General features: G+C 49.2%; 15 protein-coding genes and 1 tRNA gene. 1 reads left to right on the top strand and 15 read right to left on the bottom strand.

Features of this window, described 5'->3' with window-relative positions; genetic code table 11:
* Positions 1-220: 220 nt before the first annotated feature.
* The 13 genes from ACWFTY_RS16220 to ACWFTY_RS16280 all read right to left on the bottom strand — a co-directional run bounded on the left by ACWFTY_RS16220 (position 221) and on the right by ACWFTY_RS16280 (position 19,139).
* Entirely contained in the window at positions 221-2,746 is a 2,526-nt protein-coding gene (locus ACWFTY_RS16220) for a relaxase/mobilization nuclease domain-containing protein (RefSeq protein ID WP_447525214.1), read from the bottom strand.
* A gap of 337 nt (positions 2,747-3,083) precedes the next feature.
* The gene (locus tag ACWFTY_RS16225; protein ID WP_447525215.1) at positions 3,084-4,019 is read right to left on the bottom strand and encodes a hypothetical protein; all 936 of its coding nucleotides are present in this window, start codon (positions 4,017-4,019) and stop codon (positions 3,084-3,086) included.
* Complete coding sequence (locus tag ACWFTY_RS16230) at positions 4,016-4,450, bottom strand: hypothetical protein (protein WP_447525216.1); 435 nt, start codon at positions 4,448-4,450, stop codon at positions 4,016-4,018. The genes ACWFTY_RS16225 and ACWFTY_RS16230 overlap by 4 nt, the downstream gene beginning before the upstream one ends.
* A 289-nt stretch (positions 4,451-4,739) precedes the next feature.
* A complete protein-coding gene (locus tag ACWFTY_RS16235) occupies positions 4,740-7,994 on the bottom strand; it encodes a type I restriction endonuclease subunit R (RefSeq protein ID WP_447525217.1) in 3,255 nt (1,084 codons plus the stop codon).
* Positions 7,991-9,307: a restriction endonuclease subunit S gene (locus ACWFTY_RS16240; RefSeq protein ID WP_447525218.1), complete on the bottom strand. Its 1,317-nt coding sequence runs from the start codon at positions 9,305-9,307 to the stop codon at positions 7,991-7,993. The genes ACWFTY_RS16235 and ACWFTY_RS16240 overlap by 4 nt, the downstream gene beginning before the upstream one ends.
* Positions 9,304-11,328, bottom strand: coding sequence for an N-6 DNA methylase (locus tag ACWFTY_RS16245; protein WP_447525219.1), 2,025 nt, complete (start codon positions 11,326-11,328; stop codon positions 9,304-9,306). The genes ACWFTY_RS16240 and ACWFTY_RS16245 overlap by 4 nt, the downstream gene beginning before the upstream one ends.
* A 384-nt stretch (positions 11,329-11,712) precedes the next feature.
* Positions 11,713-13,560 carry an N-6 DNA methylase gene (locus ACWFTY_RS16250; protein WP_447525220.1) on the bottom strand — a complete coding sequence of 616 codons (1,848 nt, stop codon included), beginning with the start codon at positions 13,558-13,560 and terminating at the stop codon, positions 11,713-11,715.
* Entirely contained in the window at positions 13,560-13,820 is a 261-nt protein-coding gene (locus ACWFTY_RS16255) for a hypothetical protein (RefSeq protein WP_447525221.1), read from the bottom strand. Before ACWFTY_RS16255 ends, ACWFTY_RS16250 begins: the two co-directional genes overlap by 1 nt.
* Positions 13,821-14,140: 320 nt before the next feature.
* Positions 14,141-15,052, bottom strand: coding sequence for a DUF91 domain-containing protein (locus ACWFTY_RS16260; protein WP_447525222.1), 912 nt, complete (start codon positions 15,050-15,052; stop codon positions 14,141-14,143).
* 339 nt (positions 15,053-15,391) lie between these two features.
* Complete coding sequence (locus ACWFTY_RS16265; RefSeq protein WP_447525223.1) at positions 15,392-16,297, bottom strand: hypothetical protein; 906 nt, start codon at positions 16,295-16,297, stop codon at positions 15,392-15,394.
* A gap of 289 nt (positions 16,298-16,586) precedes the next feature.
* Positions 16,587-17,393 carry an RES family NAD+ phosphorylase gene (locus ACWFTY_RS16270; protein WP_447525224.1) on the bottom strand — a complete coding sequence of 269 codons (807 nt, stop codon included), beginning with the start codon at positions 17,391-17,393 and terminating at the stop codon, positions 16,587-16,589.
* 481 nt (positions 17,394-17,874) lie between these two features.
* Positions 17,875-17,949: transfer RNA gene (locus ACWFTY_RS16275), tRNA-Gln, on the bottom strand.
* 86 nt (positions 17,950-18,035) lie between these two features.
* Positions 18,036-19,139: a branched-chain amino acid aminotransferase gene (locus ACWFTY_RS16280; protein WP_447525225.1), complete on the bottom strand. Its 1,104-nt coding sequence runs from the start codon at positions 19,137-19,139 to the stop codon at positions 18,036-18,038.
* Positions 19,140-19,240: 101 nt separating this feature from the next.
* Between ACWFTY_RS16280 and ACWFTY_RS16285 the strand changes: the two genes are divergently transcribed.
* Positions 19,241-19,753 (top strand): MarR family winged helix-turn-helix transcriptional regulator, encoded by a 513-nt coding sequence (locus ACWFTY_RS16285; protein ID WP_447525226.1) that lies wholly within the window; start codon positions 19,241-19,243, stop codon positions 19,751-19,753.
* Positions 19,754-19,835: 82 nt separating this feature from the next.
* On the opposite strand, the gene ACWFTY_RS16290 is transcribed toward ACWFTY_RS16285, so the two are convergent.
* Both ACWFTY_RS16290 and ACWFTY_RS16295 read right to left on the bottom strand, forming a co-directional pair.
* The gene (locus ACWFTY_RS16290; protein WP_447525227.1) at positions 19,836-20,342 is read right to left on the bottom strand and encodes a YbjN domain-containing protein; all 507 of its coding nucleotides are present in this window, start codon (positions 20,340-20,342) and stop codon (positions 19,836-19,838) included.
* 141 nt (positions 20,343-20,483) lie between these two features.
* A complete protein-coding gene (locus tag ACWFTY_RS16295; RefSeq protein WP_447525228.1) occupies positions 20,484-20,843 on the bottom strand; it encodes an accessory factor UbiK family protein in 360 nt (119 codons plus the stop codon).
* Between the last annotated feature and the right edge of the window lie 35 nt (positions 20,844-20,878).

Genomic DNA, 20,878 nt, shown 5'->3' on the forward strand with positions numbered 1-20,878 from the left:
AACCACGAAGCTGGAATTTTTCCTTTCAACTTCATGATTCAAATTTTCTGCTTTTCTGAAAGAATTACTCTCTTCTGAATTACCTATCCCAATGCTGTGCTGTCCTCCATTTTATGTCTGGCCCGATTGCGGTCCCTTCCTCGATCCTCGTCTCTGACTGCAATTGTTAATTGTCGCCCATCCACTGGACCAACATGGAATCCAAGTTAATGGATGTCGATTATCCGATGGATAGTCCATCTCGGCCATTGCCAAATGCACGAATGCCGCCTTTTGTATTTGCAGCGTCAATCATACGTCGGCGCTCGGTATCCTCGATAGTTACACCGGCTCGCCAAGCGATTTTCAGCGTTTCCTGTGCCAGTTTCTTTTTTTGCAAAGAACCCAACTTCGCATTTCGCCACTGCGCAATCTTGCGCTTTGCTTCCTCTTGCACTTCCTGTGTCACGCGTTGGAGCAATTCCTCACCCATTTGTCGCGACAAACGGTCTTCAGCCATTTTCTGGATTTTAGCAGGCAATATTTCGATCACCGCTTTTTTGCCCTTGGTATATCTGTCCTTGTCGAATGTTTCGAACAGAGCTCTATGGAGGAGATTCATCTCGTCTTCCTGTTTTGCGTAGCGTTCGGTGAGTTCTTTGCGCTGGTTTTCATCAGCGAGCTTAAAATCGACATCGAGCACATCGGTAGCACGACGGTTATACGGCCAGATTATTCCCGCGCTGTCTTTCTGGAGATCGGCAATGCGGTGTATCGACTCATCAAGGAACGAAGATATTTGCCTACGATGCTGGCGTAATTCTCGGTCCTGTTGATCAAATTCCGCCGCGTCCCGATCGGGTATGGAAGCACCTCCAAGCTCGCTAGCATTGGGGTGGTGCTCAAATTCAACCGGAACCGGTGCTGTTGGTGTGATCGCGGGAATTGGTGGTGGGGTTTGCCGGTCTAGTTGGCTCTCCGGAACAATCTTATCCGCTTCTTCTTGTTTTGCTTTTTCATCGGCATCGCCGCGCTGAACAGCGTCATCCACCAATGGTTGATGAGAACCGTAACCTGGCGTCTTTCTCTCGCCAGTATCCTGAATTGGTTTGTTCTCTTCGTTTGACATCACAGATTGCAGCGGCGAATTTTTATGCGATGTTGGCCCGATCGACACTGGATTTGGCTTTTCGAAATGTGCGATAATTCCGATTTCGGCCGAATGCTGCTTTATAAATTTTCGTTCTTTTCGACTGAAACCCTCACAGCTGATGTGATCAGCGCCCCGCAGTTGGAGAATAATCAGAGCATTTAAGATTACGTCTTCACCGCCGCACTGTTCAATGACCATTGAGTGACCGAAATCGGTAAGAACATGTTGCGTGCCCGAATTTCCACCAAAACCTACCGAATGCGACTGGAAGTTATCAACACTAAATTGCGCTGATCGCTTTGGCCGCCAAGCCTGCCAAGCTATTTCTCGATCAGCACGGAACCATCGGACTTGCATTTGCTCGCTATATGTATCGGTGGGATCATCAATACTGACGGCGCTTCCATCGATCCAGCTTTCAAAAGCGGGAAACTGACAACTTGCTTCGGCTGATTTGAAACGCGCGCCAACTGATTTCCTGAATGGTCGCAATTGTGGGTGCATATATGTTTTACGAACGGCTTTAGCTTTTTCATCATAGCTGCGCTTCTGCCGAAAAAATTCATTTTTAGGATCACTTCGATCATGCAATTCGAATTCTGGACACGGCTCAACAGGTTTCGACTCGAGGCCGGGCGCAATCCGGCCGAAGCTAGATTCGATTTTTGCACATGACCAACGCCTAACGGTTGATGCGTTGACAAGCTTTCCATCAATTTCAAATTTTACGCCTTTGCGTTCTCGACGCAGTCCCACGCCGCGCTGGGCTAGTATTGAAATGACATTGTCGATGGAAAGGTGCCTTGCTTTCGCATCGTCGAGGATAGGCGCTATAATCTCGTGCACCACCCTGGTCCGACACATAAGACCAGTTGCAGCTTCGTAATCCTGTTGATGCTTATCAGGTCGGAATATATACGGTTGACCAACGGTTGATCCCGATTTTAATGCGGCCCAAGTCGCGGGGCTGTCTACATCGCCAGCATGTTGTCCATTTCGATCGAATATATTGTTGCCGACCACGCTATAAACGGCATTCGCTTCGGGTTCCCAGCCAAGCTGCTTTTGGGAAACGGCGATGGCTGCATGGGCAGCTTTCACGTCCCATTGTTTCCGTGAGACTTTAGCTCCTGTTTTATGGTCAAGCCAAACTAATAACAAATGCGCATGCCGGTAGCCGGTATCTGAATGGACTGCCCAGAATATCAGGCATCGCTCAGCACCAAGTCCAGAAACGACTGTCTCCATAGTGCTGGAGAAGTCTTCGTCTTGGCCTTTCTCATCTTGACGCCTGCTTACGACAAGATGCTGCACTGCGACTTCATCGTGCCCAGAATTCTCGATCGCGCTTTGTATGAACGACAGTTGCTCCGACGAAGTGCTTCCCGGTATGTTGATCGACCTTGTCGCGAGAACGGCTTCAGTTTCACGCTCGGTCATATAGGTTCCGATATCATGTGCGCGCTGATGAGCGCCTTCGCTCTCGAATGATTCTAGCGCGCTTTGTGAAGCAGCGTCGGCACGTATAAAATAATTGAAGAGGGCAGTCCCATAGCGGAGCGCAAATTTGCGTTTCTTCTTGCGGCCTTTGGTTTTAATATTTTTGATGATCATGTAGACAAAACCTTATCTCATCCTTGCGACCAGCCGATAGGCGCAGAGCAAGGAACCGAGAGCCTTAGGGGCTCTCCATCCTGTGTAAAATTAGGGGACCAAACGGCGGCCTGGTGGCCGATTGAGGATGCTGGTAGGACTATTTTTGGGATTTTCAGCGGGGCGAATGGGGAAAGCCAAAAGAACGATGACGGATCGCCGGAGGGAATTGTTAGGGGTTCCCTCCGGATCGATCTAGGGGCGCACGCGGGCGAAACAGGGATTGCGTCCGCCAACAAAAGTTCGTTCGCAAATGACGCAATATTACCGAGAAATAACCACATGTTTTTCGACCGGGTTAATCTCTGGTTGCGTCCTTATATTCCGCATAGGCATGGCGCCATTTTCGACAAGAAGCCGCCAAAGCTACATCGTCGTCAGGAGCTGATAACATTTGTTTTTCTGCTAGCGAGAGCCGCTCATTGGCGGCGATGGCAACGTCCGTCACATGGCTTAAACGTTCAAGGGTATAAGCCAGTTGCGGAGGTTTGAGATCTATAGGCAGAACCATTTCTGTGATTTTGTCGCCAAAGATTTCAGACATCAGCGGCATTTTTGCAGCTTCTGCAAGCCAATTGCCGATCATGTTCCCGGCTAAGGCGAAGCCAGGTTTCGGATCAAGATATGGATCGGCGAAAGAGCCATTTCGGTCTCGTATTATTGCTAACAATCCTGTCGGCATATATGGAAGCTCAGATATATCAACGTTGTCGATCGCTTTCATCTCTCCAAATTCTTGAGATAGATTTTGGTGGTTTTTGACCAGGTGAACAGAGATACCTTCGTTCAGAAGGTCTTCCGCCGTATTTGTAGCGGTAGGCCCACCATTGATTTTAAGCGGAGCGGTAGGCACGACTGCAATGAATTTCGCACCTCGCGAGGCAGCCTCAAGATTCAAGGCTTTTCCAAATGCAAGTGGATCGCTCTCCTCGGTGGCTGCATTAGCACCAACATCAATACAGAAAAGTTCCCGATACTGAACTTTGCTGACTATACGACGAGCATCCTCAGCAGTTGCTTTTGGGTCGATGATGCTCGCTGTAGTCATTGCGTGTTTTATTGCTTGGTTGCCGCGGTCTTGGCTTGCGAGATGTATATCCACGCCCAGGATCTGCGCAATCGCTTGTATCGTCTGTGCCAAATATGTCTTTCCGACGCCGCCAGACGAAATAACAATCCATATTATGGCTTGTAGTATCTGTGTATCGCTCACAGTATTTCGTGTATCGTTCACATCATATCTCCTTTATCGAACGAGTTATCCATAAACGCGCGCCGGGGGGCGTTGGGACCGGGAACGGCGATGTCATGTTGTCGAGAAATTGCCGGATTAGAAGGGGCGACTTGTTCTTCGTTAAGCTTTTGAAGATCGCGCCAAGGCCCCAAAGCCTTGTTCATTTCTCGCAATATCGCGGAAACTTTTGCTGTATTCCTGGGATCCTGAGAGATAATCGCAGCCGTTTCCGTTTTTGAGTATCCCTTCGCTATGCAGCCATGGACCTTATCCTTGTTGTCGAGAATAATATCGCGAGCGGTGAACGCCCGTTTCTTGCTAACGTCGGCTGACGTCAGCGCATAAAGCTCCTCTACCGACATACTTTTATATTCAGCGACAGATGTTTTGACTTCTCCGCCTTCGTCATTTAATACTGAAACATGAACCATCACGCACTCCTATGTAATGACTTGGGAAAACCCCAAATCTTTTAGGTTATAGGATGGTGCGGTAAGTAGACCCAAGCGTTTGGGAAAAGTTTTTCAAAATATTTTGAATTTTCTTATTTTTGTGCTTGCGATGGCTCGAACGAACCTACGGCTTTACTTGGTTGCGGGAGCCAGGATGGTGTCGTGCCTGAATGAAGACAGCTTGTGGGGCGTCAGAAAAACTAGCGATCACATCACCATCGTCGTGCTGAGGAACGAGCAGCAAATATCGCAAGTTACTCGTTGATACTCAATCCACCGTCAACGCATCTAAATCGAGCTTATCGCCAGATTTCAGGATGTCGTAGATAATATTGGTCAGTATTCCCATTGCCTGCTTATCTTCTTTAAGGATAAGCGTCGCCAAGGCGTTATTGGATGTCATTGCACGGACAACAGCACCCTGAACAGAGCCAGGGAGGTTTCCCTTCATGGCGAGTTCTTTTTCGCTCTGCTCCACCTGAGCCATAACGACCTTGTTTTCCTGAGCTATTTCGGCGATCTGGTTGACGAAATGCGCCTGGTCTTTGAGCGGCGCAGCATTGCCGAACAGGCTATTCAATCGTTCAATCAGCTCTTTAAGATAGACTGGCATCCCGCCGGGCAATTGCAGGCTACCAGCGACAACTGGCTTGAGGATAAGATCATCTTCCTTTTCGTCTCCGCCACCACCGCCTGCGCCATTATCATCAGATTTGATTTCAAAGCCAGTCAGCGTCAATCCCTTCAGATCAACATCATCAGGCGCGACGCCATCAAGACGCTTTGCCAGCAGCTTTGCAAAAGTCGCGTAATTTTCAAGTTCAGGATCAGCCAAATCGATCAACTGGGCAATATAAGCGTAAATGCGGGTAAAAGTTTCCAAGCCAGATTTGAACTCCGTTAGAATCCCAATCTCATTTGCGGCCTGACCGCGCTTATAATCGGCAGCCTTCATGGCATCTTCGTTTCCGACAAGCTTAGCGTTTTGATATTCGGCTTCCGCGGCAACAACTTCTTTTCGTTGAGCGGCGAGCCTGCCGTTATACAGACTTGTCGGCTCCTGCGTGGCAGTGAATAGCTCTTTATGCTGAGGAACTCCGGCGCCAGCGATAACTTGCGCAGTTTTAAATCTGGCGGTCTTGAAGTTTTCAAGATGCGTAAAATCATAGACGCCAGCCTGATCTAGGCGTTCCTTCAATTCATAAATGACATTCAGATCCTGAACATTTTCAATTTGAGCGCCGGAATCATAGCGCTCAAATGCTTTGCGCACGACCTCAGGGTCATTCACAAAGTCGATAACGAATGTATCGTCTTTTCCTGGAAACATTCGGTTCAAGCGCGAAAGAGTCTGGACGATTTCTACATCATTGGCGATTTTTTTGTCTAAATACATCGCCACCAGTTTTGGCTGATCAAATCCCGTCTGGAATTTGTTGGCAACAAGCATGACGCGATATTCTGGACGATCGAAAGCAAGGCGCAAATCTTGCCCCTTAACGGCTGGGTTCATATTGTCTTCGGTGAAGATATCCTCTTCATTGGTGACGAATGTGTCGTCAGCAAGCTGTTCGTCTTCGAAGTGCATAACCTCTTTGCCGGTTAGCTGGCCTGAAAAGGCCACCAGAGCGTGGATATCCCGGTATTGCGGGTGAGTGCCTATAAACGCATCAAAAGCCTTCTTGTAACGCACCGCAGAGGCGCGAGAGCTTGTAACCACCATCGCCTTCGCCTTGCCATCGAGCAGGTGCTCTACGTTCTTGGAGAAATGCTCCATGATGAACTGAACCTTTTGCATCACATTGGTCGGATGCAACGTCATCCATTTTGCCAAAGCGCGTTTTGCAGCTTTGCCATCGACGCGCTTTTTGTCGACCATCTCCTTACCGAGATTATAAGCCGTCTTGTAAGGGATATAGCCCTTTAGGACGTCGAGAATAAACTTCTCTTCGATCGCTTGACGCATCGGGTATTTATGGAACGCCTGTGGTAAGTTATCGTCTCCGGCTGGCCGACTTTGATCGGCGGGTCTGCCAAACAACATCATGGTCGAGTGCTTCGGGGTGGCAGTGAAAGCAAATTGCGACATATTGGCCGGCCGAACGCGAGAAGCTTGAATCTCCGCAAGGAGATCCTCAACAGACATCTTGTCCATCGAGGCTTTTGATTTCATGGCAAGAGTAGCCTGAAGCTTTGATGCTGTGGTGCCAGTCTGCGAATTATGCGCTTCATCAATAATGACAGCAAAATTTCGATCCTTGAGCGACTGCTCTGTCAAAATTGCTTCCATCGCATGCGGGAAAGTTTGAATAGTCACAACAATGATTGGAACGCCTTTGAGCATTGCCTCTGAAAGCTGCTGACTTTTCGATTTTGAAGATTTTTCACGGTCAATCGCAGCAATTAACCCCACTTGATGATCGATCTGCTGCACAGCGTCCTGAAGCTGGCTATCGAGCACATTTCGGTCGGTTACGATTACGGCGGTGTTGAATAGAGACGTTCCATCGTCCTTACGCAATTTTATAAGGTCATGCGCTGTCCAAGCAATTGTCGATGTTTTACCCGAGCCGGCACTGTGTTCACATAAATAGGCTTGGCCCGGACCATTAGTAGCCGCGTCTGTGATCATCGCGTTGACTGCAGACCACTGATGGAAACGAGGAAAAATCAATGTTTCCTTATTGGTCCAGTTGCCCTTGAGATCAACGACCTTCTTTTTCTCAACATAAACAAAGCTATGGAAAATTCGCAGCCAAGCATCCGGCTGACAAATTTCTTCCCAGAAATATGCAACCGGATATTCGCCGTCCGTTCTGTCCGGGTTGCCAGCGTGGCCATCTCGACCTTTGTTGAATGGTAGGAAGAAAGTATTATCGCCAGCAAGCTTTGTCGCCATCCAAATTTCACTATCAGACATAGCAAAATGCACGACAGCGCCGCGCTTAAAAGTCAAAAGCGGCTCTTTGCGTTTGGTGATAGGATCAACCGGCAGACGGTCCGTGCGATATTGTTCTTTTGCCGCCTCGACCGATTGTGTGAAATCCGTTTTCAATTCGACTGTCGCAACGGGCAGGCCATTTAGAAACAGGACCAAATCGATTTCAAAGTCCCGAGAGGCGTTATAGCGCAGCTGGGGCACGACGCGCAGCCTATTCGAAGCATAACGATGCATGATGGCCTCATTGCGCTTATCTTCCGGGGCAGCTTCGCTGACGTCGATATGCCCGCAGCCTGCAATATCAAAACCCCGGCGCAAGACCTGTATCATTCCGTTTTTGTCGAGCGCCTGCTCAAGGCGCTTCATCAACACATCTGCAGCCTTGTCTCCATTCATAGAATTCATAGAGACAAGCTTTTCCCATTTCACGCTCTGGGTGTCTTTTAGCCACCCAATCAGATCTTCAGGGTAGACCGCATAATCCTTATTATAAGCACTCGACGAACCGATCAGCCAGCCCTGCTTCTCGAGCCTTTGAACAATATAAGCTTCTAGGTGCTTTTCGTGGTGGAGAGAGCTCATACTTCGTTCCTGACATCAATTTTGCCTGTGACAGCGGCGGTGATTAGTGCGGACCGGCGTTCTTTCAGCAGTGAGATACTGACTTGAATTTTAGACAGAAGAAGATCGGCTTTACTTGTTTCTTTAAAAAGAAATTTGACGATCGACTGCATTTCGTCCTGTGGAGGGAGGCAAATTTTGATATTTTTTATGCTGTTCTGATTCAAGCCATAACGCGTAATTCCCGGCGTCTCGACATAGAAATGAGCCTTGTTTTGATGAGATTGTATTGTGTAGAATATAAAAGCGGATAAGCTTTCGCTCCTCGAACGAATGACCGACAAATGATAGCCGCACACAATACCGGGGATAGACTCTTCTACAAAGGCGGGAATACCAATGTCGGAAGGACTCTCTGAGTCCTTGGTAATTATAACGTCACCTTTTTGAAGCTGAAAGCTAGCGATTTCCGCTTTTGTCGCAGTTGCCTTCATGAACGGTATAGATGACGTAATGAAATCATTGTAATATACATCGGTGTAATTACACAAACCAACATTTAGCTGATCAGCATATGATTTTTTGTCGACATTGCTATTTAAAACACTCGCAATATATCGAAGCCGTGTAACTTGCCAATCAGGTGGAATTCTATCAATCCAACTTTTCTTAATATGGCCGGTTTTTACGTCTGCCTGAATACCCATTGTCACGGCATGAGTTATCATTGCAGCACGCTTTTCTTTCAAAAGCTTGATAAAACGCGTTTTCTTTTCAATCAATGTATCAATACGACATGTTTCGCGATCAAGGAAATTGGCAATTGTCTGCTGATCTTCAGAAGAAGGGCAGGCAAGTTGCATTCGTCGAATATCTGAAAACGTTAGAGATTGCCTCATACCGCCACCCATGGAATAAAACACTTTTTGGATGTCGTAAGACCTCATGAGATAGTCAAAGAACTTCGGATTCACACTTTTGGGATTTACAGCTATGTAAGCTGAAGTAATTATGCCCCGCTCTCGACATATCGCGGAACGTAAACTGCGTTTGTCATTCTGCAAGTCTGTTAATCTGAATATAACGTCATTTTGTTCAACGATTTGATAAGTTTCAAAAGAAGCTGGAAGCAACCCTGTAGTAGTATCAATGTTCTTTTTAATTACACGCCCATAACTTAGAGATAGAAGGTTTTTTTCTATCATTCCGATATTTTTCGTGTTGCGTTCTGCAGCAACGGAAAAAAGGGGCTTGTCGGACCAAGTTGAAGGGATCTTGTCAATCCATGGAGCCTTGGCATTTATATAATCTGCATATCCCTTATGGCCGGTCATTCTATGACCTCCGCCAGAATAGCAGCGATTTCGGCTTCGATAGCTTTTAACTCGGCATCAATCTCCGTCAGCTCACGCGGCGGCTGATATTCATAAAAATACCGATTGAAGTTGATTTCATAACCAACGACGCCAACTTTTCCGTCTTGCTCATCCTTGAAGCCTTTATCGATAAAAGCATCTTCGGCATGCGGCAGAACTTCAGTAGCAAGATATTCCTGTATCTCCATCGTCAGCGGGACATTTTCAAAGTCGGTTAGATCATCATCAGGAACGACATTGCCCTCTTTGTCGATAACCGGCTCAATATCGGGATCTCTAACGCCAAATGCGTTGATAAGAGCCTTTACAAAAGGCTTGCCAACCTTGCCCAACGACGCGTCTTGTTTGGCCTCTAGTTTTGCAAAACTTTCCATCCAATCATAGTCGTGCGTTTCTCCTGCGTGATCGGTCAATAGATCAGTCCACGCTTCTTGCTCGCTTTCAGTCAGCTTTAGCCAGATTTTCTCTTGAGCCAGCCTTTCTATACCAGCTTCCGTTACCACCATTTTCATTCTCAGGGGACGAAGCACTTTGATCCGGCGATATCCAAATTCCTGATAATCAAAAACTAGGCTCTGCTTGCTTGACTCAAAGGCCGAATACATGCTCACGATTTCGCTAATCTGATCGGGACTTATTGCGCGACGTTTATTGCCTTCGCTCTTACGCATTGGCGTATAATGCTCTGAGGCGTCTATCAATTGAACCTTGCCTCTGCGCTCATCTGGCTTCTTGTTTGAAAGGAGCCAGATGTAAGTTCCAATCCCTGTTCGAAAGAAGATTTCGGTCGGTAACGCGATGATCGCCTCGACATAATCGTTTTCAAGTAAATGCCGGCGGATCTCGGACTCACCCTGACCGGCATTACCGTTGAACAATGGAGAGCCTGACAGGACAATAGCACCGCGCCCGCCACCTTTATCTGGATCTTCCAGCTTATCAGTTAGATGGAGAAGGAAAAGCATAGAGCCGTCGCTTACACGGGGTAGCTTCGGCCCGAAGCGACCTTCAAATTTCTTTTCTTCGTGTTCCGTGACCACCGCAACCTGATCTTTTTCCCATTTCTTTCCGAACGGCGGATTGGATACACAATAATGGAATTTCTCTCCTGCCAACTGATCGTTTGACAGTGTGCTGCCGAGTTTGATGTTTTTGGAAAGGTCACGGCCAGGATCCGATTCAAGCGTCTTCAGCAGCATGCTGGTAAGACAAACAGCATGTGTTTCCGGCTCAAGCTCTTGACCGTAAGGCACAATGACAGGTGCGATACTGTAACGGTCGCGAAGGTTATCAACATGCTCCATGCCATCGGATAGAAAGCCGCCGGTTCCACAGGTTGGATCATATAAAGTCCGGATTAGTCCCGGATTCTTGATAAAGAGCTCATCATCGGGATCAAGAAGCAGCTCGGTAGCCAAATGCACGACATCGCGCGGCGTCATAAAATCCTCGGCAGCTTCATTGACTTCGGCGCCAAAACGACGGATCAAATGCTCGTAAATGTTACTCATCACGCGTTCGGGAACATTGTCAGGATGAAGATCCGTCGCTGCAAAATTCTGGCAAATTTTATACAGAACGCCTTGCTTATCCATGCGGGCAATAGTGTTGATAAAATCAAACTGCTCGAAGATTGCCCGGGCATTATCGCTGAAATGGGCAATGTAATCCTCAAGGTTCTGCCGGGTTCGGCTTCCCCCTAAGGTTTCGAGAGAATAGTTTGATGTGTTATAAAAGGGGTATCCAGTAATCTGGCGCAACACCAAATCCTTATCTATCCCTTGATCAGCCATAGATTGATAGATTGATTGAACTTGTTCGCGGGTAGGCTCCAATACGCACTCCAATCGGCGTAGAAGCGTAAAGGGCAAGACAATCTTGCCGAAATCAGTATGTTTGAAGTCCCCCCAAAGGTCGTCGGCATTTTTCCAGATAAAACTGGCGAGCGTGCTGCTCTGGGCTTTTACTTCACTTGTCATATATCTGATTCCCGATGAATAATTGGGGGTGCATTTAAATTATGTTTTAGGAGGAAAATCGCATTTACCAAAACGCGCTGTTTTATTCTGATGGTTTTGATGGACCGCGCGCCAAGGTTTGCGCTGCGCTCTTGAAAGGCGGATTATCAAGAGATGCTGACAAATTGATCGATTCAACATAAAGGGCCTTCGGACACTGCGCTAGAACAACAGCCGTAAACCGACCTCGACTGACCGTATTCCGCTTCACGGCAGGACTGGATATAGTCAAGCCGCCTCATAAGGAGCAAATTGTTAATTTTCTCAACGCCGGTTAGCGGGTTGGAAACGCCGCCGGACCAAAGATCATTGCGTTTTTTGTCAATTTGACTTCTGATTTTGCCGTTAAGCATCTTCGCTATTTCCTTCGTCCAAATAGACATTCCACAATTGTGACCACAACTCTCGCTTATCGATTGCGTTCTGTCCTTGCAGTTCCATTATTGCCTTTCGGCGATCATCCATTTTTTGCAATTTTTCCATTGAATGATTTATCGCCGAAAAATCCGGAATCACCACTTCAAACGCTTTCAAGTCTTTCATGCCAATCATCTGGATCGTTGAACCACCTGCCAGCGCATGAAATTTCTCGACCGCCCAAGGTGCTGAAAGCAACGTTGCCAGAATTCCAGGTTGCATGAATGGACTGTTGGCCCCTAATCTAATGATCGCAAAACTCTGAGAGATAACCCAAGGCTCATCCAACAGCATTTGATCAAAAAAAGCATCGAAACCATCGACCAGACCAACGACGCCTATCTTGCCCTTCATGCTGATTATAATGTCCCCGCGTTCGACTTTCGCTCTGTCGACCTTTTCCCGGTCAGAATTGAAATATTGGGTATGTCGGCTTGGACAGCGCACGATATTGTCAACGACATCGCCAGTGGTTATTTCTCGGGCAGTGAATGTGTTAGTTGCGTCTTCATCCCTGGCCGGCTTTGCCGCATAAGGGCGAATAATTTCCGCAATATCTCCAAGGCGAACCCTCTGTTGATCAGAAATGGCTTCGCTCAGCTGTTTCAATCTGCCGGAATTAACATATCGGTCAACCGATAGGTTGAATTCATTATTTTCAAGCTCTTCTCTCTCCACTAAAACTGAGCGATCCGGCTGATTTATCCAAGAATTTTGGGCTAGTTCAAAGTGTTTGGCAAGATCAGAAGATGTCGGCCTTGAACGTGATTTGTCATCAATCGTCCGGCTATCGGTAAATCGGACTTTTAAGGGGGCTGGCTTTTCCAAAGCGACTAAGGAAGTCAATATACCTGTCCGCTGACCGAAAATCCCCGCCGGAAGGCTCGTAACGCCAGCGAGACCGTCTTCAAACATACAACGTTTAAATTCAATGTCGGAGTTCGATGTCCGAAATAGAAGCCCCTCTGGAACGATCGATATAAAGCTCTTGGTAAAGTTTTTTGAGAACCGCTCAAACTGATATTGATCTATCGTCGAAATCAAAGTTCGCTGGTCGCGATTTTCAAATCTCAGCTTCACACCAAAGGGTGGAATTGAAAAGATATGATCGAAAGTCGAATCTATTGGACTGCTGCGGTCTGAAATATGTGAATTGAATCCATAATTACCCGATACTGGATCTCGACGATCCACGTTCAAACGATTTCCATTGGAGATAGACAACATGGTCATTACGAGCGCGGTTTCGCCTTCACCGGCAAATAGCGTGACATCATGCTCTTTGGAAAGAGCGAGTGCTATCGGAGCGGCTGATGGGAAAAAACAAGCTATTTTGTCATCAGAGCTATATTTTAAATCTGAAAGGATCGCCGATTGCGGTGCGGGCATTAGGCCAAATATACTACTCCGGGAATCGCTTGCTGCGATCTGAAGCAGTTCAGCAGCATAATCTTGGAAACTTATCTTTGAATATCGATTTTCATCGAAAAGTTGCCGACAGCATTCCCAAATTCCGTCATATTTGGCTTGAGAAATTCTCTGCTCAAATATCCATCCTATCGCGTAGTCCAGCGCGTCGTGAGCCTGTCGATCCGACGTCAGCAGAAGTTCTAAAGGACGAAATATTGCCCGCATATCTCCATTACGGTCTGGGATAGGCTCATCTGAGACTTTGATCCGTGCAGCGCACGCAGAAGCCCATATTACAGCGTCACTCAGAGACATGCCTGACGAGCGGCATCTTTCGATGATTGAACGCACCAATGGGAAATCCATTAGTGACGCCTCCATTTGAGACTATCACGATTATACGTTGTAATCTGCGCACCACCATTTTCCACGACCACGATACCACCCTTATCACGCGCCTTCAGTGCGATCCTTTTCAAGCGGTCCAGCTCCCCAAGCAAACGATCCAAAGCCTTTCGGCCAAGAATAAACTTGTCCTGATCGATCTCTCCGTATTCACTAGCTAGTGTTACCATGTCAGCGGAAATACCGCGCTGGCTCATTCTTTGGTTCAAATGTTTTGTCATATATTCCTCGTTCTAACTTCGAGAGGATGTCTATGATAAGGCTTACTATAAGTCAATATAGTAAGTTGTGATATTTTTTATCTTATTGTTTTTTAACACTAATAAAATTTAACGCTTGCTTTCCTGGGTCAACTGCCCTCTTCGTCCGATTGAACGCAATGCTGAGGCTCGATGGTAAAACACGTGCCCAAAATGTCATCCCATAATCAGCAACATTAGAAGTATCACTAAACCAGTGCCGCAGAGTATGGAAATTTACACACTCCTGCACGCGCTACTTAACGCCCCGAAACCTTACGGCAAAAGAGCAACTTTTAAAATCAACTTTCCTCATAGGAGCGCAGGATCAGCGGCTTGGCGCGCTCGAGATCTTTATGAGAGCCGATGGTCAACTCCAGATCACCAGTGCCGTAATGGCCGATCTTGCGCACGTCGCGGGAGAAGCCTTCGACCAGTTCGACAGTGCCCGGATCGAGCTTCAGAAACATTTTCAACTGGTTCAATGTCGGACGCACTTCAAGGCAGCCAAAGTTTTTGATGCGGCGGTAAGCAAGATAAAACTGGGTGACCTTCTTGGTGACATCGTCACCGCGACCGAGCAGATAGGTTTCCGCGTCGGCGAACAGCTCAGCCAATTCTGGCCCCATGTCCGCCAAATATTCTGATACCGTTTTATCCTTGCGCGACTTCGCACCGTTTGCTGGCGTTAGGATTGCGTTCCCTCCCGTGGTCGCCGAAACCGCGGTCAAAAGTTCAAGCAGGAGCAAATCGTCGCCGAACTTGCGGTAGCGGATCAATTCAATGTTGCGGCCCATTTGCTTCACGGCATGTTCGTCATATTTTGTGAAGTCAGCAGCGATGCAGATCAAGCGCGGGGCACCCCATTCGATCTTGTCGGCGGCTTCTTTGCCATAGCGGTTACGCACCAGCAGTTCAAAATCGCCGCGATGGTCCATGAGCCAGTCCAGGTAGAATAACCCTTGGTTGATCACATTCTCGGAGCGGTCACGCTTATACTCAATGATCACCGGATAACCGTTCTCATCCACCCCTAACGTATCCATTCTCCCACCATGGGTGGTAGAATATTCGGATGCGAGAAAACGCACCCCGAGCAGCGTATCGAGATTATTCTCGAACTGCGTTTGCAGCCCCTTTTCAAGGGGTGCAGACGAGTGTTCTAGCTCGCACAACGCGCCGCTGTGGGTTTGGAATAGCTTCAGATCAGTCATTTAATTCCCTTTTCCCCGCGCTATGGGGTGCTTTGCGCATGATGTCTTTCGGAAAGTGTTTCGCTCAGAACACTGTGGCAAATCAATCAGACCATTATCATCGCTATTGGAATGAATACCTACATGGTTATACTAAGCTCCTGAACTTCTGTAGTTTAATAAGGGCATTGACCACTTAATAACCCACCGGACATCTGCGAGCCACGTTATCCATGACGGGCTGCGGATCGTCCGCTTGGTTTTATGAGAACGCGGGCTATCTCCAACTGAGACGATTGTAATAATGCAACGGCCAAGCCACTGTTGTTGAGCTGCCATGAATTCAATCTCGGCCATTTGCTAGCTCTCCCATCCTCTGTTTTCATAGATGTCAGGGTATTGTGCAACTTGAATGGGCTCGACGCCTAGTGATCTTAAAAAGAATAATTTGGAAGCGCTCTCGCCTTTTATGCAAACATACCACGCGCGGCGTTCGCGATCTGGGAAAAGACGAAAATACTTCTTACGCTCGATCAAGAGCCAGCGCAGAAAGACTTCTTGAGTTTCCAGCCCCAAGCCGATGATGAGCAATGGCATATTGAAAATGATGTGAAGCCAAGTTTCTCTTCCCCGCCAATTGCTCAAATTCTTTCGAGAAAACAAACGGGTTTCTTTTTCGCCGTGTATCCAAGGGCGCACTCGCGAAACTGAACCCATGTAGTGGCTCAAACCTAATCGTATACTTCTGATATGCTCAATCATCCCATTGATATGCCAGATACCAAAAGAGTCGCAGGGTCCAGTCAATGCACGGTAGGCAAAGTATTTTTCCCAAGGATAATAATCTGTTGGTCCCTTTACGTCCGCTCGGGGCCTGAACATCGAAAATAGTTTTGCATCGACCGAGTTGGCCAAGACATGATCAAAATTTGTGGTAAGGACCGGGGCTTCCCGACGCATCGCCCAGCCGGCAATTTCTCGATGATGGTCTAGCGCCTCCCACTCATCCATCCGGTCACAGAATTCAGACTGAAGTTGTGAAGCTTTTTGACCAGTAGGGGTTTTAAGATCGATTAGGTCATAAAGTTCCGTCAGAGCCAGCCCAGCCTCATAGTGCGCAACGTCGAGTCCATACTTGACGGCCAGGTTTTGCATCATCTGGTTCCAATCATTGCCACTTTGAGCGGCTCGATGTCGATGAATGCCGTTTCCTATTACCAATGCTACTGGGGATTGGTGATCACTCAAAAGCCTTTCTAAATTCATACCGCCGCCTCTTCTTGTATTCAGTTGCTAGTCTACTAAGCACTGTATCGAATACAAAACTTATCGATGTTTTCTTCAAACTGAGAAAAATACCTGTTCCGAATCATTTCTTCGAAAGTGCCAGAGCAAAAGCGCGATACATTCTCGACCAATTATATCTCTATAATCCCGCGGCATTGCGCTATCCCATGCACAAGACCGTCGTTCAATTGATACGTTTCCATCGTCTGCTTAGCCAAGCAGGGGGATGAGAATAATGCAGTGAACGGCATCAAAGGAATGTTTGCCGCTATTTTCTAAACCACTCATTTCCGTTTTGCTGGAATCCCACCTTTATCGAAGTCACTTCGCACGGGGCACCAGTAACGATCTCGACATCATCGGGGTTAAAGACGGCGATATTATAACCCTTTTTGTCCCCGTCATCGCCGAACTGGCTCTTGTAACCAATAGCGTCATAGCCGTGACTTCGAAAGAGTTCGGCTAATATCTGCGTTGGGGCATAGTCAGCTTGGTCATCCGTTAGCCTGACCGGGCGCGAAAACGCGTTGTCGATGTCGATCCAGACTGCCTTTTCCTTTTCTTCCGCAGACAATGGTTTATCGCCCAAAAACGCAAACGATGATGACGATTTTCCATGCCCCAACGTGAGGTCCAGCGTCTTCAGTGGGCGCAACAGCTTACACTGACTGAGTGATACCTCCTCCCCAATCCATGGCCTGATTTCGGAAACAGCAGTTTCTGCACAACTACCCATGTATAAAACTGGAATGCCGACAGCATTGGCTCTCCCCTCTTTGGCTCGGTCAGCCAACGGTTTCATGCGCGATGAGCCGTGTGCCCACACATCTTCTCCAATCCAGTTATCTTCATCATCGATCAGGTTCTGCCAATTTACTCCTAATTGGGCACGGTAGAAGACTGTTCCCTCATTCAAATTTCCACCGCGATTGCGGATAGTTGCCAAAACGGTGTCGAGGAATGCGTCTACTTTTTCCCCCCACACATATCGGCTTCTCTGCCGAACTCGCTGAGAGAACTGAAAGTAACTATTCCATGCTGCGAATTCAGGTTTGTGGGGCTCGTCCAAGATCATTGACCACTCCTATACTGAGCTTCTCCTAGCAAACGCCGTCCACGCGCAACAGCACTACATCTGAACCAAGACAGGTTATGGATCGGCAAAGCCCGATGGCAAACAAAAGCCGCGCTGAATCGTCAAGATCAATCGGATCTTGAAGAGCAGCGGGAGTGTCGAGCCATATATTTGGAGCATTTTTCTAGCACCAGACCATCGTGCGGCTCTTCAGTGCCATCATCGACGGCCATAAAATTCAGTTCTAACCCCCATGGGGACAAGCGCTAGATGAGACCCGCCTCCGCAATATCTCTCACGAATTATGTGGGTGGATCAGTGGAAAACCTGCCAAATCGCACTTAGCGGCTTGAACCGAATCAGAGCGCGAGTCATGGTGCTAAAATCGAAACCACGACAGGGTGCCACGACAGGGTGCCACGGGGTTTTGACTCGCAGAGAAACCAAAGGTTTTTCAGGCGCTTAACTGTCAAAGAAGATTTGGTTGGGGTGGCAGGATTCGAACCTGCGCATGGCGGCATCAAAAGCCGCTGCCTTACCACTTGGCGACACCCCAATATTGCCGGCCCGTTTATTACCGGGCCGCGCTGGTGAACGGGCCTATTATCCAGTTTGCCCGCAGGGGGCAAGAGGCAGTTGTAACTAAGCTTCGAACAGTTGTTTGACCCAGCCATGATCATCCGGCGCAACGCCGCGCTGGATATCGACCAGACGCCGTCGCAATTTTTCGGTCAACTGGCCGGGCCCACCGCCGCCAATGGTGAATTGACCCTCGGTGGACTTGACGGTGCCGACTGCGGTGACAACCGCTGCGGTACCGCAGGCGAAGGTTTCGATCAGCTTGCCGCTGGCTGCATCGGCTTCCCATTGATCGATGGCATAAGGCTCTTCCACCACCGTCAGCCCCTCTTCTCGGGCGAGGGTGATGATCGAATCGCGGGTAATGCCGGGCAGGATCGTTCCGCCAAGCGGCGGCGTGATCAGCCTGCCATCGTCCATCACGAAGAAAAGATTCATGCCACCCAGTTCTTCGACCCACTTATGCTCGGCTGCGTCGAGAAAGACGACCTGATCGCATTGCTTCTCGATCGCTTCGGCCTGGGCCACCAGGCTGGCAGCGTAGTTGCCACCGCATTTGGCCGCGCCGGTGCCGCCCGGTGCCGCGCGGCTATATTGTTCGGACACCCAGATGCTGATCGCCGACGCGCCGCTCTTGAAATAGCCGCCGGCGGGAGAGGCTATCACGAGATAGAGATATTCCTTGGCCGGACGAACGCCGAGAAACACTTCGCTCGCGAACATGAAGGGACGCAGATAGAGCGAACCGCCCTCGACCGAGGGGAACCATTCGCGGTCGATATCGACCAGCGCCTCGACCGAATCGAGGAACAGCTTTTCCGGCAATTCCGGCATCGCCATCCGCCGCGCCGACGCCTGGAAGCGTCTGGCATTTTCTTCGGGACGGAATAGCGCCGTTGCGCCGTCGGCGAGACGATAGGCTTTCATGCCTTCAAATATTTCCTGGGCATAATGCAGTACCGAGGATGCCGGATCCATCAGGATCGGCTCGCGCTTGGTGATTTTGGCATCATGCCAGCCTTCGGTTTCCGTGTAGCGGACCATCGCCATATGGTCGGTGAACAAGGTTCCGAAACCCGGGTTCTCCAGCAGTCTCGTGCGCTCGCTGGCATGCACCGGCGTTGCGCTTGGCTCGAGGTTGAATTCCAGGCTGTTTATGTCTGCCATTTTTTGCCGCTTTCGCTGTTATTCATGTCACCATTGGAAGAATTGGAAGCATGTTTCAATTGCCTTGCAATCCCCTAATCAGCCTGTCAAGATACGTCAACATGACTGACGTATCTCGCCCCGCCATTTCCCCCGGAGCCTCGCCGCTTTTTCTGCGCGAGGACGAAGTCCGGCGTGGCGTAGAGCTGCTCTATTTTGGCTATACGCGACTGACCAACTCGATTGATCAGGAGCTGGGACAACAGGGGCTGGGCCGGGCGCATCACCGGGCCTTATATTTCATTGCGCGGCAACCCGATCTGACCGTCGGCGAGCTGCTCAAATTGCTGGCGATCACCAAACAGTCGCTCGGCCGGGTGCTGAAGGAATTGCAGGACCGGGGCTTCATACTAACATCCCCCGGCATCGTCGACCGTCGCCAGAAATTGCTGCGCCTGACCGAAAAGGGTGCCACACTGGAGGCAGAGCTTTTTCGCCAGCTGCGCGAGAAACTTTCTTCCGCCTATGTTTCGGCCGGACAGGAATCGGTGACCGGTTTCTGGCATGTTCTGGAAGGCCTGGTGCCGGATAGCGACCGAAAAATGGTGTTCGATCTGCGCGGCGATAACGGCTGAGCCCCGGCCAAGCATCGCGGGCAGCGCAACCGATACCCGTCATTGAATTCACAAAATCCTGATCAGATTCCCGCTTCCGGCCTCAGGCTTCGCCGATCGTATCGACCATCGCATGTTTGATCGCATCCTGCGGGCTTTTGTCGCTCCACAAGACAAACTGGAAGACCGGGTAAAAACGTTCCCACTCTTCAATCGCCAGATCGACAATCGTCTGCGCCTGATCAAGGCCCAACATGCCGCTGCCGCCGAGCAAAGTAGCATGGCGGAACAGCAGGATATTATTGTTCGACCAAAGATCGAAATGCCCGAGCCAGAGCTGCTCGTTGATCAGTCCCAGCGTTTCGTAAATGACGGTGGTCTTTTCGTCCGGAACCCGGATTTCCGGTAGCAACAGGATTTGCAGGACGTGGTCCTCGTTCCGCCAGATTGCGCGCATCTGGTAACTGGTCCAGTTGCCCTTTATCTCGACCGACAGTTCGTCGTCACCGACATGATCTACCGACCAGCCGCGCGCCTCGAAAAAGGCCGCCAGCATGTCGACGGGCGGCGCTTCATCCTGATCAAGCTCTTCCCATTGGTCGTCAAGCATCGCGGTTCCAGATCCTTTGCAGATAAAAGCCTAGTGGCCCACTCGCCGGATCAGGGCAAGGCAAGCAGACATCGGCCTTCACATTGTTTGTGGGAACGCTGTGGATAATGAACGGCGATAGATCGCTGATCAGGGTGGCGATCAGCCGTCGGTTTTAGGGGCCGCGGCCTTGGGTGCAGCCGCTTTTGGCGCTGCTGGCTTGCGTGCAGCGGGTTTGACGGTGGCCGCACGTTTCGCCGCCGGTTTTTTGACCGGAGCGGCGGTGCCCTTTTCCAGCGCATCAAGACGCTTCTTCAACGCATCAGCTTCGGCTCGTGCCTTGGCCGCCATTTCCTTGACCGCTTCAAACTCGTCGCGCGATACAAAGTCCATGCCGCCGAACCATTCCTTGGCGCGCTCTCTGGCGCTGGATTCAGCTTCGCGGCCGACGCCGGCCACGGTCCCGGCAAGCCCGTTCAGGACTTTGGAAATATCATCGAAAAAACGGTTCTGGCTTTGCATTTCATTACACTCCGTCATGGCCCCTTGGAGCCCGA

It is taken from the genome of Parasphingorhabdus sp. NYA22, assembly GCF_976973735.1.

Excerpts from the sequence above, each read along its gene's own strand:
- ACWFTY_RS16220 (WP_447525214.1), bottom strand. The coding sequence starts at position 2,746 with ATGATCATCAAAAATATTAAAACCAAAGGCCGCAAGAAGAAACGCAAA.
- ACWFTY_RS16230 (WP_447525216.1), bottom strand. The coding sequence starts at position 4,450 with ATGGTTCATGTTTCAGTATTAAATGACGAAGGCGGAGAAGTCAAAACA.
- ACWFTY_RS16235 (WP_447525217.1), bottom strand. The coding sequence starts at position 7,994 with ATGAGCTCTCTCCACCACGAAAAGCACCTAGAAGCTTATATTGTTCAA.
- ACWFTY_RS16240 (WP_447525218.1), bottom strand. The coding sequence starts at position 9,307 with ATGACCGGCCATAAGGGATATGCAGATTATATAAATGCCAAGGCTCCA.
- ACWFTY_RS16245 (WP_447525219.1), bottom strand. The coding sequence starts at position 11,328 with ATGACAAGTGAAGTAAAAGCCCAGAGCAGCACGCTCGCCAGTTTTATC.
- ACWFTY_RS16250 (WP_447525220.1), bottom strand. The coding sequence starts at position 13,560 with ATGGATTTCCCATTGGTGCGTTCAATCATCGAAAGATGCCGCTCGTCA.
- ACWFTY_RS16255 (WP_447525221.1), bottom strand. The coding sequence starts at position 13,820 with ATGACAAAACATTTGAACCAAAGAATGAGCCAGCGCGGTATTTCCGCT.
- ACWFTY_RS16260 (WP_447525222.1), bottom strand. The coding sequence starts at position 15,052 with ATGACTGATCTGAAGCTATTCCAAACCCACAGCGGCGCGTTGTGCGAG.
- ACWFTY_RS16265 (WP_447525223.1), bottom strand. The coding sequence starts at position 16,297 with ATGAATTTAGAAAGGCTTTTGAGTGATCACCAATCCCCAGTAGCATTG.
- ACWFTY_RS16270 (WP_447525224.1), bottom strand. The coding sequence starts at position 17,393 with ATGATCTTGGACGAGCCCCACAAACCTGAATTCGCAGCATGGAATAGT.
- ACWFTY_RS16280 (WP_447525225.1), bottom strand. The coding sequence starts at position 19,139 with ATGGCAGACATAAACAGCCTGGAATTCAACCTCGAGCCAAGCGCAACG.
- ACWFTY_RS16285 (WP_447525226.1), top strand. The coding sequence starts at position 19,241 with ATGACTGACGTATCTCGCCCCGCCATTTCCCCCGGAGCCTCGCCGCTT.
- ACWFTY_RS16290 (WP_447525227.1), bottom strand. The coding sequence starts at position 20,342 with ATGCTTGACGACCAATGGGAAGAGCTTGATCAGGATGAAGCGCCGCCC.
- ACWFTY_RS16295 (WP_447525228.1), bottom strand. The coding sequence starts at position 20,843 with ATGCAAAGCCAGAACCGTTTTTTCGATGATATTTCCAAAGTCCTGAAC.